The sequence below is a fragment of the Curtobacterium sp. SL109 genome (assembly GCF_026672405.1).
Lineage (GTDB): Bacteria > Actinomycetota > Actinomycetes > Actinomycetales > Microbacteriaceae > Curtobacterium.
In genome coordinates this window covers 1,512,012-1,526,517 of the sequence record NZ_JAPPRB010000002.1, presented here as the reverse complement: position 1 = coordinate 1,526,517, position 14,506 = coordinate 1,512,012, and the positions used below count along the sequence as shown (strand labels likewise).

Annotated in this window: 11 protein-coding genes; 2 read left to right on the top strand and 9 right to left on the bottom strand. The window is 71.6% G+C overall.

Translation table 11 applies throughout. The features are described from left to right. Window positions 1-41: 41 nt before the first annotated feature. Entirely contained in the window at window positions 42-1,124 is a 1,083-nt protein-coding gene (gene dapE / locus OVA28_RS08800) for a succinyl-diaminopimelate desuccinylase (RefSeq protein ID WP_268096649.1), read from the bottom strand. Window positions 1,125-1,165: 41 nt separating this feature from the next. Here dapE and dapD point away from each other — a divergent pair, with 41 nt between their 5' ends. Further along, window positions 1,166-2,134, top strand: a complete 969-nt coding sequence (dapD, locus tag OVA28_RS08795) for a 2,3,4,5-tetrahydropyridine-2,6-dicarboxylate N-succinyltransferase (protein WP_268096648.1) — start codon at window positions 1,166-1,168, stop codon at window positions 2,132-2,134. A 1,005-nt stretch (window positions 2,135-3,139) separates the two neighbouring features. On the opposite strand, the gene OVA28_RS08790 is transcribed toward dapD, so the two are convergent. The 7 genes from OVA28_RS08790 to typA form a co-directional block, all read right to left on the bottom strand. Further along, window positions 3,140-4,438 (bottom strand): citrate synthase, encoded by a 1,299-nt coding sequence (locus OVA28_RS08790; RefSeq protein WP_194629889.1) that lies wholly within the window; start codon window positions 4,436-4,438, stop codon window positions 3,140-3,142. Window positions 4,439-4,601: 163 nt separating this feature from the next. Continuing rightward, complete coding sequence (gene dapC, locus OVA28_RS08785) at window positions 4,602-5,720, bottom strand: succinyldiaminopimelate transaminase (RefSeq protein ID WP_268096647.1); 1,119 nt, start codon at window positions 5,718-5,720, stop codon at window positions 4,602-4,604. Between the two features lie 13 nt (window positions 5,721-5,733). Next, on the bottom strand, window positions 5,734-6,051 hold the full coding sequence (fdxA, locus tag OVA28_RS08780; protein ID WP_071272280.1) for a ferredoxin: 318 nt from the start codon (window positions 6,049-6,051) through the stop codon (window positions 5,734-5,736). Between the two features lie 38 nt (window positions 6,052-6,089). After that, the gene (locus tag OVA28_RS08775; RefSeq protein ID WP_268096646.1) at window positions 6,090-7,289 is read right to left on the bottom strand and encodes a PIG-L family deacetylase; all 1,200 of its coding nucleotides are present in this window, start codon (window positions 7,287-7,289) and stop codon (window positions 6,090-6,092) included. 31 nt (window positions 7,290-7,320) lie between these two features. Beyond that, window positions 7,321-7,866, bottom strand: coding sequence for a hypothetical protein (locus tag OVA28_RS08770; RefSeq protein ID WP_194660588.1), 546 nt, complete (start codon window positions 7,864-7,866; stop codon window positions 7,321-7,323). A 149-nt stretch (window positions 7,867-8,015) separates the two neighbouring features. Beyond that, on the bottom strand, window positions 8,016-9,206 hold the full coding sequence (locus OVA28_RS08765; RefSeq protein WP_268096644.1) for an amidohydrolase: 1,191 nt from the start codon (window positions 9,204-9,206) through the stop codon (window positions 8,016-8,018). A gap of 122 nt (window positions 9,207-9,328) precedes the next feature. After that, window positions 9,329-11,251, bottom strand: coding sequence for a translational GTPase TypA (gene typA / locus OVA28_RS08760; protein WP_027464562.1), 1,923 nt, complete (start codon window positions 11,249-11,251; stop codon window positions 9,329-9,331). A gap of 138 nt (window positions 11,252-11,389) precedes the next feature. Here typA and OVA28_RS08755 point away from each other — a divergent pair, with 138 nt between their 5' ends. Continuing rightward, on the top strand, window positions 11,390-12,139 hold the full coding sequence (locus tag OVA28_RS08755; protein ID WP_268096641.1) for a CPBP family intramembrane glutamic endopeptidase: 750 nt from the start codon (window positions 11,390-11,392) through the stop codon (window positions 12,137-12,139). A gap of 118 nt (window positions 12,140-12,257) precedes the next feature. On the opposite strand, the gene OVA28_RS08750 is transcribed toward OVA28_RS08755, so the two are convergent. Next, complete coding sequence (locus OVA28_RS08750) at window positions 12,258-14,489, bottom strand: dipeptide ABC transporter ATP-binding protein (RefSeq protein WP_268096640.1); 2,232 nt, start codon at window positions 14,487-14,489, stop codon at window positions 12,258-12,260. Between the last annotated feature and the right edge of the window lie 17 nt (window positions 14,490-14,506).

The following is a 14,506-nucleotide window of genomic DNA, read 5'->3' as shown; positions in this document are numbered from 1 at the left end:
CGGCGACGACCCCGTGTCCGGGGACCCCGCCCCGGCCGTCGTCAGGCCGTCAGCCACCGGCGCAGACCGTCCTCGACCGCGGTGATCTGCGCGACGGGGACCTGCTCGTCGTCGTGGTGGGCGAAGACGGGTTCGCCGGGGCCGTAGTTCACGGCCGCGACGCCGAGCGCGGAGAACCGGGCGACGTCGGTCCAGCCGTACTTCGGGCGGGGCGCCGGGCCACCGACCGCGGCGACGAAGTCCTGGGCGAGCGGGGCGTCGAGCCCGGGGCGGGCGCCGGCGGCCAGGTCGACGATGTCCACCTGGTAGCCGTCGAACAGCTCGCGGATGTGCGCGACGGCCTCCTCGGCAGAACGCGAGGGCGCGAAGCGGTAGTTGACGTGCACCATCGCCTCGTCGGGGATGATGTTGCCGGCGATCCCGCCGCTGATCCCGACGGCGTTCAGGCCCTCGCGGTACTCGAGCCCGTCGACCTCGACCGTGCGGGGTTCGTACGCGGCCAGCGTGGCCAGGATCGGGGCCGTCTTGTGGATCGCGTTGTCGCCGATCCAGCTTCGAGCGCTGTGGGACCGCTTGCCGTACGTGCGGATCTCGGCACGGAGGTTGCCGTTGCAGCCGCCCTCGATCTGGGCGCCCGACGGCTCCCCCAGGATCGCGAAGTCGGCGGCGAGCAGTTCCGGACGGGTGCGGGCGAGCCGGCCGAGGCCGTTCAGCGCGTCGGACACCTCCTCGTGGTCGTACCAGACCCAGGTGACGTCCACGGAGGGGTCGGTGAGGTCGTACGCGAGCTTGAGCTGCACCGCGCAGCCGGCCTTCATGTCCACGGTGCCGCGGCCCCAGAGGATCTCGGTGCCGTCCTCGGCGGTCCGGAACTCCGTCGGCAGGTTGCTGTTGAGCGGCACGGTGTCGATGTGCCCGGCGATCACGACCCGGCGCTCCCGCCCGAGCTGCGTCCGCGCGACGATCGCGTCGCCGTCGCGCACGACCTCGAGGTGCGGCAGCGGCGCGAGCACCGCCTCGATCGCGTCGGCGAGTGCGGCTTCGTTGCCCGACACCGACTCGATGTCGCAGATGGCACGGGTGATGTCGATGGACGAGGCGGTGAGGTCGAGCTGCTCCGGCATGCGCCGAAGCCTACCGTCCGACGCCTCGGTACCCTGGTGCGGTGACCGACACGACCGCCGCCCCCGCCCGACCGACCCACGCCTGGGGCCACGGCCTCGCGACCGTCACCGCCGACGGCACGGAACTCGACACCTGGTACCCCGAGACCCACCTCGGCGAGCTGCCCGCCGACGCCGAGTTCCCGCTCGCGCTGCAGGAGCACCTCGGTGAGGACACCCGTCGCGGCGTCCGGATCGAGGCCGTCACCACCGAGGTCACCATCGACGCCGCCCCGACGAGCACCCCGGACGCGTACCTCCGCCTGCACCTGCTGAGCCACCTGCACGTCCGCCCGAACGAGGTCAACCTCGACGGGGTCTTCGCGCACCTGCCGATCGTCGCGTGGACCAACGCGGGCCCCGTGCACCCCGACGACCTCGCCCGGCTCCGGCCGTCGCTGCAGCGCGCCGGCATCGCCGTCCACGCGATCGACAAGTTCCCGCGACTCGTCGACTACGTCGTGCCCGACCGGGTCCGGATCGGTGACGCCAACCGCGTCCGGCTCGGCGCACACCTGGCACCCGGCACCACCGTCATGCACGAGGGCTTCGTCAACTTCAACGCCGGCACCCTCGGCGACGCGATGGTCGAGGGCCGCATCTCGCAGGGCGTCGTCGTCGGCGCCGGCACCGACATCGGCGGCGGTGCGTCGATCATGGGCACGCTCTCCGGCGGCGGCACCCACCGCGTCTCCCTCGGCGAGCGCGCGCTCCTCGGCGCCAACGCGGGGCTCGGCATCTCCCTCGGTGACGACTCCGTGGTGGAGTCCGGCCTCTACGTCACCGCCGGCACGAAGGTCGTCCTCGTCGGTGCGGCCCCGAACCCGGACGGTACCCCACGCACGGTCAAGGCCGTCGAGCTCTCCGGCGCCCCGAACGTCCTGTTCCGCCGCAACAGCCTGACCGGCGCGGTCGAGGCCCTGCAGCGCCAGGGCGAGGGCATCCAGCTCAACACCGCGCTCCACGCGTAGCGGGAACCCCAGAGCACCCCCCTGGAGGCCCGGTGCCGGTCCACGAGACCGGCACCGGGCCTCCAGTCCGTTCGGCCGGCCATCCGCCCGGTCCCAGCGCGCTGCGGACGAGCGGGCGGAATGCCGCGGTCCGCAGCTGACGCGACCCGCCGTTCCCGCCCGCTCGTCACCGGGTCGACAACGCGCCGGCTCCGGCCAGCGCGCGCGTGGACGAGCGGGCGGTGTGCCGCGGTGCGCTGCTCACGCGACCCGTCGTTCCCGCCCGCTCGTCACCGGGTCGACGGCGCGCTCGGCTCCGGCAAGCGCGCGTGTGGACGAGCGGGCGGAATGCCCGCGTGCGTGAGACCGAGCACCGGAGCCTTCCACCCGCTCGACCACCGCGGGCGACCGTGAGAGCTCCTGTGGCGATCCTCGGGGCCGCACGGCGCCTCCCGGTCGCCGCCGCCGTCGACGAACGGGCGGAACACCGTGGTACGTCGCGCGCCCACCCCGCGACTTCGCCCGTTCGACGGGCGGGCGATCGGTCGCGTACTCGGCCGGTCACCAGGCCCACGGCCGAGCGGGCGGATTGGATGGGTGACGAGGAGAGGACGGCCGGGCATTTCGCCCGCTCGCCGAGCGGAGCGTCGGAACGGCGCGGGGCGAGCCCGGGCCCGTTGCGGACGGGAGGCTCGGTGCGAGCCCGCCGGAACGGTGCGGCGGGTCCTGGCTCGAGTCGGCACGAGCGAGCGGGCGGATTCGTGGGGTGTGCGGGCCGCGCGACCCCGGCCTTTCGCCCGCTCGGCATGGAGGCAACGGAGCGCCCGGTGCGCGAGTGAGCTTGTGCGGCCGAGCGGGCGGGACGGCCGGGTGCGGACGCCGGATGACCACGGCATTTCGCCCGTTCGACTTCGTGAGCGCGCGCACGAGCACGCGGAGCCGGACGTGTGAGGAAGTCGGGCGCACGACGACGGACGGCCCGGGCCACGAGCGAGTCGTAGGCCGGGCCGTCCGGGTGGGGCTGCGTCAGCGCTGCGGGAGGTCGCGTTCCGGGGAACCGACGTAGAGCTGCTGGGGGCGACCGATCTTGTTCAGCGGGTCGTTGTTCAGCTCGCGCCACTGGGCGATCCAGCCGGGCAGGCGGCCGATGGCGAACAGCACCGTGAACATGCGCGGCGGGAAGCCCATCGCCTTGTAGATGATGCCCGTGTAGAAGTCGACGTTCGGGTAGAGCTTGCGGTCGATGAAGTACTGGTCGCTCAGGGCGATCTGCTCGAGCTCCTTCGCGATGTCGAGCAGGTCGTCCTGCACGCCGAGGGACTCGAGGACCTCGTCGGCGGACTCCTTCACGAGCTTGGCGCGGGGGTCGTAGTTCTTGTAGACGCGGTGTCCGAAGCCCATGAGCTTCACGCCGCGCTCCTTGTTCTTCACCCGCTCGACGAAGCGCTGCACGGGCTCGCCGGAGTCCTTGATCTGCTGGAGCATCTCGAGGACGGCCTCGTTCGCGCCACCGTGGAGGGGGCCGTACAGGGCGTTGATGCCGGCGGAGATCGACGCGAACATGTTCGCCTTCGTCGACCCGACCAGGCGGACCGTGGCGGTGGAGGCGTTCTGCTCGTGGTCCTCGTGCAGGATCAGCAGGCGATCCAGGGCCTTCGAGAGGACCGGGTTCGGCTGGTACGGCTCGGCCATGGTGCCGAAGTTGAGCCGCAGGAAGTTGTCCACGAACGACAACGAGTTGTCGGGGTAGAGGAACGCCTGCCCGATGGCCTTCTTGTGCGCGTACGCCGCGATCACCGGGAGCTTGGCGAGGAGCCGGACGGTCTGGAGCTCGACCTTCTCGGGGTCGTCGACGTCCATGTCGTCCTCGTAGTACGTCGACAGGGCACTGACGGCGCTGGACAGGACGGACATCGGGTGCGCCGAGTGCGGGAGGGCGTCGAACAGGCGACGGAGGTCCTCGTGCAGCAGGGTGTGGCGGCGGATGCGGGCGTCGAAGTCGGCGAGCTCGGTCTCCGACGGCAGTTCGCCGTAGATGAGGAGCCAGGCGACCTCGAGGAAGGTGCAGTTCGACGCGACCTGGTCGATGGGGTACCCGCGGTAGCGCAGGATGCCCTGGTCGCCGTCGATGTACGTGATCGCGCTCTTCGTCGAGCCGGTGTTCACGAAGCCGTAGTCGAGGGTGTTCATCCCCGTCTGCTTCTTGAAGGTGGAGATGTCCACGGTGGAGGCACCGTCGACGCTCGGCAGGATCGGGAACTCCGCACTGCCGCCCGGGTACGTCAGCGTGGCGGTCTCGCCGTGCTGGTCCTCGGCGGGACTCACGGGGACGGGCGTCGTCGGCGGTGTGGCCGTCTTCTGAGCGTCATTGGCAGTGTCAGTCACGCTGACAGCCTAATCGCGCCGTCTGTCGATCGTGCACACCTGGGACCTCACGATCCGGTGGGACCCCACGATTGCGGAAGACGCCGGGTGAACAGTTCGGACGTCAGTCGGCGCCGAGTCGGTGCCCGCTGGTCAAGCGCTGGGCGGCTGCGGCGATGCGTTCGTCGGTCGCCGTCAGGGCCACGCGCACGTGCTCGCCCCCGGCGACGCCGTAGAACGTGCCCGGTGCCACGAGGATCCCCCGGTCGGCCAGCCACGCCACGGTGTCGAGCGCCGGTTCGCCGCGCGTCGCCCAGAGGTAGAGCCCGGCCTCGCTGTGGTCAACCCGGAAGCCGGCGCCCTCGAGCGCCCGACGGAGCATGCCGCGACGGGCACGGTACTTCGCCTTCTGCTGCTGCACGTGGGCGGTGTCCTGCAGCGCGACGATCATGGCCTGCTGCACCGGCAGCGGCGGCATCATGCCGGTGTGCTTGCGGACGGCGAGGACCTCGGCCAGGACGGCGGCGTCCCCGGCGACGAACGCGGCGCGGTACCCGGCCAGGTTCGACTGCTTGGAGAGCGAGTACACGCTGAGCACGCCCTCGACCGAGTCCCCCACCACGCGCGGGTCGAGGATCGTCGGCGTCGGGGTGGTGTCGTACGGCGGTTCCCAGCCGAGCTCGGCGTAGCACTCGTCGCCGACGATGACGGCGCCGAGTTCACGGGCGCGGGCGACGGCGACGCGGAGCTGCTCGATGGTGAGCACGCGGCCGTCGGGGTTGCCGGGTGAGTTGAGCCAGACGAGCTTCGTACCGACGGGCCAGGCGGCCGGGTCGTCCGACGCCAGGGCCGTGGCACCGACGAGCGCCGCCCCGAGCTCGTACGTCGGGTACGCGGCGGCGGGGAAGACGACGGTGTCACCGCGACCGATGCCGAGCCAGAGCGCCAGCCCGGCGATGAACTCCTTCGAGCCGATCGTCGGCAGGGTCTGGTCCTCGGTCAGCTGCACGCCGTGCCGACGCCCGTACCAGTCGGCGATGGCCTGACGGAGGGCCGGGGTGCCGGCGACCTGCGGGTAGGCGTGGGCGTCGGTGGCCTCGGCCAGCGCAGTGCGGACGAGCGCGGGCGTCGGGTCCACCGGCGAGCCGACACTCAGGTCGACGATGCCGCCCTCGTGCTCGGCGGCGCGCTGCTTGAACGGGACGAGCTGGTCCCAGGGGAAGTCGGGGAGGTCGAGCGCCACGAGGGGTGTCGGATCAGCCGCGAGCAGGCTCGGCCATGATGACCGCGTGGTCCTGGTGGATCACGCCGACCTTGGCGGCGCCACCGGGCGAACCGATCTCCTCGAAGAACTCGACGTTGGCCTTGTAGTAGTCGGCCCACTGGTCGGGGAGGTCGTCCTCGTAGTAGATGGCCTCGACCGGGCAGACGGGCTCACACGCACCGCAGTCGACGCATTCGTCGGGGTGGATGTAGAGCGACCGGTCGCCTTCGTAGATGCAGTCGACGGGGCATTCGTCGATGCACGCACGGTCCTTGACGTCGACACAGGGCTGGGCGATCACGTAGGTCACGGTCGGGGTGCTCCCTTCGGAAACGAGCGGGTCCGAGTCTACCCGCGAGGCGCGGACGAGCCTGACCGTCCGGCCGCGGCACGTGCAGCGGACAGGTCCGGCCACGCCAGCGCCAGCATCGCGACGACCGCGGGGCCGAACGTCCACACGTACCCGGCGGTGTTCGCGAGCACGAGCGGCGAGCTCTGCCCGCCAACGGACACGAGCACCTGCGTGGCGACGATGACGCCGATCCCGATCGCGGCCACCATCGCCCGCGAGCGGTACAGCAGCCGCACGCCGACGGTCAGGCCGACGACGATCAGCGTGGTCAGCACGAGGCCGATCGGGAACGTGCCGATCGTCTGCTGGTGGGTCACGGTGCCGAGGCCACCGGCGAGCAGCCCGAGCACCAGGGCGACCACGACCGCAGCAGCCTTGCCCGCCGGCGTCATCTCGGCGTACGTCTCCGGTGCGGGCGCCGAGGGCGGTGCGTCATGGCGGAAGGCCTCGACCGCGGGCGCGTGCTGGCGGACACCGTGCGGCATCACCCAGGACAGCGCCGTCGGGTCGGCCGGGTCGGCGGGGTCGACCGTGACCTGCGAGCGGTACTGCTCGATCGCCGTGCGCACCTTCGCCCGGACGGGCTGGACGTCGACGGTGACGTCCTGCTCGCCGGACGCCGGGTCGACGATCATCGAGAAGGGGACGTCCTCGGCACGGGCTGCGTACCGGGCCGCGTTGTGCACGCGCACGTGGTCGGGGTGGCCGTAGCCGCCGTCGTCCGCGTAGCTCACGACGGCGTCGGCCATCGTCGACCGGATGGCGGCGCGGACGTCGTCCACGACCTCGCCGAGGTCGGCCGCGGTGAGCGAGTCGGCGGGGGCGTCGTCGGCGGCGACGGCACGGCCGTCCGGGCCCCATTGCATGCCGGAGTCGGTGTAGCGACGCTCCGGCAGGTCGGTCGGACGGGCGCCCGCTCCCCCGAGCCAGAGGTGCGCCGGGCCGCCGAGTGCGGCCAGCGCGGCGGCGATCTCCCGCTCGCGGTGCGCGGCCACCCGCGGTCCGTTCCCGGCGAGGGGCGCGAGTGACGGCGTCAGCATCTCGCCGCGCTCGCCCCGGGTCGCGGTGAGGACGGTCACCTCGGCGCCGAGCTCGAGCAGCGTGGCGATGGTGCCGCCGGACGCCAGGGTCTCGTCGTCGGGGTGGGCGTGCACGAAGAGGACGCGCTCGGGGCGGGTCGCGGGGGCGTTCGACATCAGTGCAAGGGTACGGGACGGCCCCGTGCGGCTAGCGCGGTGTGACGATGTAGGTGGCCGTCGCGCCGCGGTCGGACTTGGAGAACGTCAGCACCAGGCGGTGGTCGTCGCTCCGGAAGATCCCGAAGGCACTCGAGCTGTCCGCGCGCTTGGCGGACTCGGTGAACCCGGCGTCCGTCAGCTGCTGCGCGGCGGTGCCGAAGTCGTCGACGCTCGGGGTCTCGACCTGCACGACCCAGCCGGACCCGTTCGGGCCGGTGCCGCCGCCCAGCACCGTGCCGTCCACGAGCGGCACGGCCGACGCCGGGAAGCCGTCCGGCACCTGGCCGTCGGAGGTCACGTTCGCCCCCTTGAGCGCGGTGTCGAGGGCGCCGTCGATGCCGCCGGCGACGTTCGCCATGCCCTGCTCGATCGCCGACCCGTCGATGTTCCGCACGCCGTCGCTGACGTCGGAGGCGACCGAGGACCCGAGGTCGGTGGCCTGCTTCACCGAGTCCGCCGAGCAGCCTGTCAGGCCGGCCAGGGCGATGCCGGCCGCCACGGCGGCCACGATGGGGGTCGTCATCCGGTTGCGCATGCGCCGACCGTAATCCAAGACCCTGGGCCCACGCCGCCGGTTCCTGAGCGACGCGCCAGCGGCGCTCAGGCCGTGCCGGTGGGGAGGCTCGGCCTGAGTTGCCTGGGAGTGTCACGTCACTGCATGGGCCGACCAGGGCCTCCCGTACGTCAGCGCACGTTCGCGCGCGTGGCTGCGACGAGCGCGTCGACGCCCACCGGGATCGCGGTCTCCGCCTGCGGCGCGTAGAACGGCGAGTGGTTGCTCGGGATGTCCTCGCCCCGTGCGAACAGCTCGGGGTCGGTGATGCCGGTGAACCAGTACACGAGCGGCACGCCGGCGGCGGTGGCGAGCTGGCCGACGTCCTCGGACGCCATCGCGAGTCCGGACTCCAGGTCGAGGGCCCTCGGCACGACGGCACCGACGGCCTCGAGCACGCGGGCGGCCTGGTCGGCGTCGTTGACGAGCACGTCCGCACCGGGCGCCCGCTCGATGGTGGGGGCGGCGAGCCCGCCGGCGTCGCTCTCGGCGCGGACGATGCGCTCGATGGAGGCGACGATCCGCGCGCGGGTGTCCTCGTTGCGGGCACGGGTGGAGATCTCGATGACGGCCGTGTCCGGGATGATGTTCGGTCGGGTGCCGGCGTGGAAGCTGCCGACGGTGACGACGCCCGCGTCGTTCGGGCCGACCTCGCGCGAGACGACGGTCGGCAGGCGGACGACCGCCGGCGCCGCCGTGACGATCGGGTCGAGGGAGGCCTGCGGGGCGGACCCGTGCGCACCACGGCCGTTGAACGTCACGGTGAAGCGGTCGCTCGACGCCATCACCGCGCCGGAGCCGACCGCGACCGTGCCGACCGGGATCGGCGCGGAGTGCTGTCCGAGGACCACGTCGGGCGTGGGGAAGCGCTCGACCAGGCCGTCCTCGAGCATCGCGCGGGCACCGGAGATGACCTCTTCTGCCGGCTGGAACACGGCCACGACCGTGCCGGCCCACTCCCCGCGCGTGGCGACGAGCCGCTCGAGCGCGCCGAGCAGCCACGTGACGTGGATGTCGTGGCCGCAGGCGTGCATCGTCGGGACCTCGGCGCCGGTCTCGTCGACACCGCGGTGGGTGCTGGCGTACGGCAGACCGGTGCGTTCCTCGACCGGCAGGCCGTCCATGTCCGCGCGGAGCCAGACGACCGGACCCTCGCCGTTCGCCAGGACCCCGACGACACCCGTCCCGCCGACGCCCGTGGTGACGTCGAGGCCGAGGTCCTCGAGGTGGCCGGCGACGATGCCGGCGGTGCGGTGCTCCTGGAAGCCGAGCTCCGGGTGGGCGTGCAGGTCCTGGTACAGCGAGAGGAGGTCGAGAGTCACCCGTCCACCGTATCGCCCGACACCGACGCCGAGAACGGACACCGACGCCGACGGCCCGGCCACCTCGACGAGGTGACCGGGCCGTCGGACGGAGGCGGGGCCTCCTGGATGGTGCTGTCCGGCTACGCGTCCTGGCGCTTGAGACGCGCGTAGGAGCGCTGGCGAGCCGATGCGTCGAGCTCGACCTTGCGGATGCGCACGGCGGCGGGGGTGACCTCGACGCACTCGTCCTCACGGGCGAACTCGAGGCACTCCTCCAACGAGAGCTGACGCGACGGCGTCATCGACTCGAACGTGTCGGCGTTGGCCGACCGCATGTTGGTGAGCTTCTTCTCCTTGGTGATGTTCACGTCCATGTCGTCGGCGCGCGAGTTCTCGCCGATGACCATGCCCTCGTAGACCTCTTCGGTCGGGTTGACGAAGAACGACATCCGCTCCTGGAGGTTCGTGATGGCGAACGGCGTCACCACACCGGAGCGGTCGGAGACGATCGAGCCGTTGATGCGGGTCTGGATCGCACCGGCCCACTCGTCGTAGCCGTGGAAGATCGCGTTGGCGATGCCGGTGCCGCGGGTCTCCGTGAGGAACGACGTGCGGAAGCCGATCAGGCCGCGCGACGGGACGATGAACTCCATGCGCACCCAGCCGGTGCCGTGGTTCGTCATGTTCTCCATGCGGCCCTTGCGAGCGGCCATGAGCTGCGTGATCGCGCCGAGGTACTCCTCCGGCGTGTCGATCGTCATGTGCTCGTACGGCTCCTGCAGCTTGCCGTTCTCGTCACGCTTCGTGACGACCTGCGGCTTGCCGACGGTGAGCTCGAAGCCCTCGCGACGCATCTGCTCGACCAGGATGGCGAGTGCGAGCTCACCACGACCCTGGACCTCCCACGCGTCGGGGCGGCCGATGTCGAGGACCTTGAGCGAGACGTTGCCGACCAGCTCGCGGTCGAGGCGCTCCTTGACCATGCGGGCGGTCAGCTTGTGGCCCTTGACCTTGCCGACGAGCGGGCTGGTGTTCGTGCCGATCGTCATCGAGATCGCCGGGTCGTCGACCGTGATGGTCGGCAGCGGGCGGACGTCCTCGGGGTCGGTCAGGGTCTCGCCGATGGTGATCGTGTCGAAGCCGGCGACAGCGACGATGTCACCGGGGCCAGCGGACTCGGCGGGGTAGCGGTCGAGCGCCTTCGTGATGAGGAGCTCGGTGATGCGGGCGTTGACGACGGTGCCGTCGTGCTTGACCCACGCGACCGTCTGGCCCTTCTTCATGGTGCCGTGGAAGATGCGCAGGAGCGCCAGGCGACCGAGGAACGGGGAGGCGTCGAGGTTCGTGACGTGCGCCTGCAGCGGGTGCTCGTCGTCGTACTTCGGGGCCGGGACGTGCTGGAGGATCGCTTCGAACAGCGGCTCGAGGTCGTCGTTGTCGGGCAGCTCGCCGTCGTTCGGCTTGTTGCGCGACGCGGCGCCGTTGCGACCCGAGGCGTAGACCACCGGGACGTCGAGGATCGCGTCGAGGTCGAGGTCGTCGACCTCGTCCGACAGGTCGGAGGCGAGGCCGAGGAGCAGGTCCTGGGACTCGGAGACGACCTCGTCGATGCGGGAGTCGGGCCGGTCCGTCTTGTTGACGAGCAGGATCACCGGGAGCTTCGCGGCGAGCGCCTTGCGCAGCACGAAGCGGGTCTGGGGCAGGGGACCTTCGGAGGCGTCGACGAGCAGCACGACACCGTCGACCATGGAGAGGCCGCGCTCGACCTCACCACCGAAGTCGGCGTGGCCGGGCGTGTCGATCACGTTGATGGTGATGGGGCCGTCCGCGCCGAACTCGGTCGCGTGCTTGCCGTTGTAGAGCACCGACGTGTTCTTCGCGAGGATCGTGATGCCCTTCTCGCGCTCGAGGTCGTTCGAGTCCATCATGCGGTCTTCGCCCTCGAAGTGGGCGTCGAACGAGTTGGTCTGCGTGAGCATCGCGTCGACGAGGGTGGTCTTGCCGTGGTCGACGTGTGCCACGATGGCGACGTTGCGCAGGTCGGACCGGGTGGCGAGCGCCATACAGGACATCCTTCAATTTCTGGGAGAGTGTCGGGCCAGCTGGTGATCAACCCCGTTGGTCGATCGGCACCGCACCCGTGGGCAGAACGCCCGACACGCCAGTCTACCGGTAGTTCGCAACCGACAGGAGTACCGCAGATGAGCCGACGGCGAACGTGGATCGAGATCACGATCGTCCTGATGCTCTCGCTGGGCGGGAGCGCGCTGTACTCGGTGCTCCAGATCATCGACGACCTGTCGCAGACGACCCCGCTCGGGCAGCAGTCCACGGCGCTGAACTCGTCGACGACCACCGTGCAGTACGTCGACCTGGCGCGGCAGCTCGTCGGGATCGCGGTGGACCTGGCCCCGGTCGCGCTGGTCTGCTACCTCCTCTGGAGTGCCCGGCGTCCGCACCTGTCCCGGCTCGGCATCGACCGCTTCCGCGTGAAGCCCGACCTCGGCGGCCCGGTGCTCATCGCCCTGTGCATCGGGATCCCGGGGCTCGCGCTCTACTTCACCGGCCGGGCGCTCGGGTTCACCGTGGACGTCGACCCGGCGGCGCTCGGCTCGTACCGGTGGACGGTCCCCGTCCTGCTGCTCTCGGCCGTCCGGTCCGGGCTGCAGGAGGAGGTCATCGTGATCGGGTACCTGTACGCCCGCCTCGGGGAGATCGGCTGGGGGCGCTGGCAGGTCATCCTGTCGACGGCCGTGCTCCGCGGGAGCTACCACCTGTACCAGGGCTTCGGCGCGTTCGTCGGGAACGCCGTCATGGGCGTCGTGTTCGGCTGGATCTACACGAAGTGGGGCCGGTTGATGCCGCTCGTCGTCACGCACTGCCTGCTCGACGCGGCGGTGTTCGTCGGGTACCCGTGGGTGGCACACGCGTTCCCCGCGCTCTTCTCCTGACCCGCTGTCCGGGAGCGACGGGCGATCCCCGCGCGCGCTCGTCCGGGTGGTCACGGGACCACGGACGGACGGGAGGCGGTGCACACGTCGTGCGCACCGCCTCCCGTCTGGTCCGTGGCTACGCCGCGATGGACGCGACCTTCTCCGGGTAGTGGCAGGCCGCCCGGTGGTCGACGTCCTCGCCGCGGCGGGGCGCCTTCTCCGGCGCCTCCTCCTCGCAGCGGCGGCGTTCCGCCTCCGGGAGGATCGCGTAGAGCGGGCAGCGCGAGCGGAACCGGCAGCCGGTCGGACGCTCGGTCGGGCTGGGCGGGTCGCCGGGCAGCAGGATCGTCGTGCGCGACCGCTCGACGACCGGGTCCGGCACCGGAACGGCTGACATCAGCGCCGCCGTGTACGGGTGCATCGGGCGTTCGAAGACCTCGTCGACGGCGCCCTCCTCGACCGTGCGGCCGAGGTACATCACGCTGACGCGGTCGGCGACGTGCCGGATGACCGACAGGTCGTGCGAGACGAACAGGTACGAGAGCCCGAGGCGCGCCTTGAGCTCGGCGAGCAGGTTGAGCACGCCGGCCTGGATCGACACGTCGAGCGCCGAGACGGGCTCGTCGAGCACGACGAGGTCCGGTTCCACCGCGAGGGCACGTGCGATGGAGATGCGCTGCCGCTGTCCGCCGGAGAACTCGTGCGGGTAGCGATCGGCCTCGGCGGCCTGCAGTCCGACGAGCCCGAGCAGTTCCGGCACCCGCTCGTCGATCCGTGACGTCGGGGCACCGATCGCACGGAGCGGTTCCGCGACGACGTCGTAGACGGACATGCGCGGGTCGAGGCTGGCGGACGGGTCCTGGAACACCATCGAGATCCGCTGCCGGAGCGCCCGCGTGCCCGCAGCTCCACGGGCCGTGGCGTCGGCGAGGGACTCGCCGAACAGCTCGACGGTGCCGGCCTCGGGACGCTCGAGGTCCATCAGCTGGTGCAGGGTGGTCGACTTGCCCGAACCGGACTCCCCCACGAGCCCGAGGGTCTCGCCGCGGCGGATGTCGAGGTCGACCCCGTCCACGGCGTAGACGTCGCCGACCTTCCGACGGAAGACCGCGCCCTTGACGAGCGGGAACGTCTTCGTGAGGCCCTCGACGTGCACGACCGGTTCACGCTCGGTGCGGGACGCGTCGACCGTGGCGGCGTGCTCCGGGATGACGGGCAGGGTGAAGATCCGGCCGGCGTCCGCGTGGGCTGCGGCGACCTCGGCCGTGCGGTGGCACGCCGCGGTGTGGCCGGCGGCGTGCGAGTGCGACGCGCCGGCGCCAGCGGTGGCGGTGCCGGCGGGTGCCGTCCCGGTGTCGATGCCGGCGGCCGCGTCGACGGCGGCGACGCCGATGCCGACCGGAGGTGCGAGGACCGGTTCACTCGACCGGCAGACCTCGCTGACCAGCGGGCACCGCGCCGCGAACGGGCAGGCGTCCGGCAGCCCGATGAGCGACGGCGGCGAGCCGGGGATCGGGACGAGCGGTGAGCGGTCGCGGGCATCGAGCCGCGGGAGCGCCCCGATGAGCCCGATCGTGTACGGCATGCGCGGACGGGCGAACAGTTCCTCGGCGGTGGCCGTCTCGACGATCCGACCGGCGTACATGACGGCGATCCGGTCGGCGATGCCCGCGATGACCCCGAGGTCGTGGCTGACGAACACCAGCGCGGCACCGGTCTCGCGCTGAGCGGTCCTGAGCACCTCGATGATCTGCGCCTGGATCGTGACGTCGAGCGCCGTGGTGGGCTCGTCGGCCAGGATCACGTCGGGGTCGTTCGCCATCGCCATGGCGATCATCGCGCGCTGACGCATGCCACCGGAGAACTCGTGCGGGAAGGCGTCGACGCGGCGGGCGGGCTCGGGGATGCCGACCAGTCCGAGGAGCTCGATCGCGCGGGCGCGTGCATCTGCCTTGGAGGCACCGCGGTGCAGTCGGACAGTCTCCGCGATCTGGTCGCCGATCGTGTACACCGGCGTGAAGGCGGACAGGGGGTCCTGGAAGACCATCGCCACCTTGTCGCCGCGGAGTCGGCTCATCTGCTTGTCCGAGCGGCCGAGGAGCTCCTCGCCGTCGAGCTCGACGGAGCCGGTGACCTTCGTGGTGTCGGGCAGCAGTCCGAGGACGGCCATGCTCGTCACCGACTTGCCGGACCCGGACTCGCCGACGATGCCCAGGACCTCCCCGCGGCGGAGTTCGAGGTCGACACCGCGGACCGCGTGCACGGTCCCGCGTGGCGTCGGGAAGCGGACGTGCAGGTCGCGTACCCGCAGGATCGGCTCGGCGGTGGTGGTCGACGTCGTGGCCGACCCGTTCGTGATGGTGCTCATGCTGCTTCCCCGGTCGT

Excerpts from the sequence above, each read along its gene's own strand:
- OVA28_RS08755 (WP_268096641.1), top strand. The coding sequence starts at position 11,390 with ATGAGCCGACGGCGAACGTGGATCGAGATCACGATCGTCCTGATGCTC.
- typA (WP_027464562.1), bottom strand. The coding sequence starts at position 11,251 with ATGGCGCTCGCCACCCGGTCCGACCTGCGCAACGTCGCCATCGTGGCA.
- OVA28_RS08750 (WP_268096640.1), bottom strand. The coding sequence starts at position 14,489 with ATGAGCACCATCACGAACGGGTCGGCCACGACGTCGACCACCACCGCC.
- OVA28_RS08775 (WP_268096646.1), bottom strand. The coding sequence starts at position 7,289 with ATGTCGAACGCCCCCGCGACCCGCCCCGAGCGCGTCCTCTTCGTGCAC.
- OVA28_RS08770 (WP_194660588.1), bottom strand. The coding sequence starts at position 7,866 with ATGCGCAACCGGATGACGACCCCCATCGTGGCCGCCGTGGCGGCCGGC.
- dapE (WP_268096649.1), bottom strand. The coding sequence starts at position 1,124 with ATGCCGGAGCAGCTCGACCTCACCGCCTCGTCCATCGACATCACCCGT.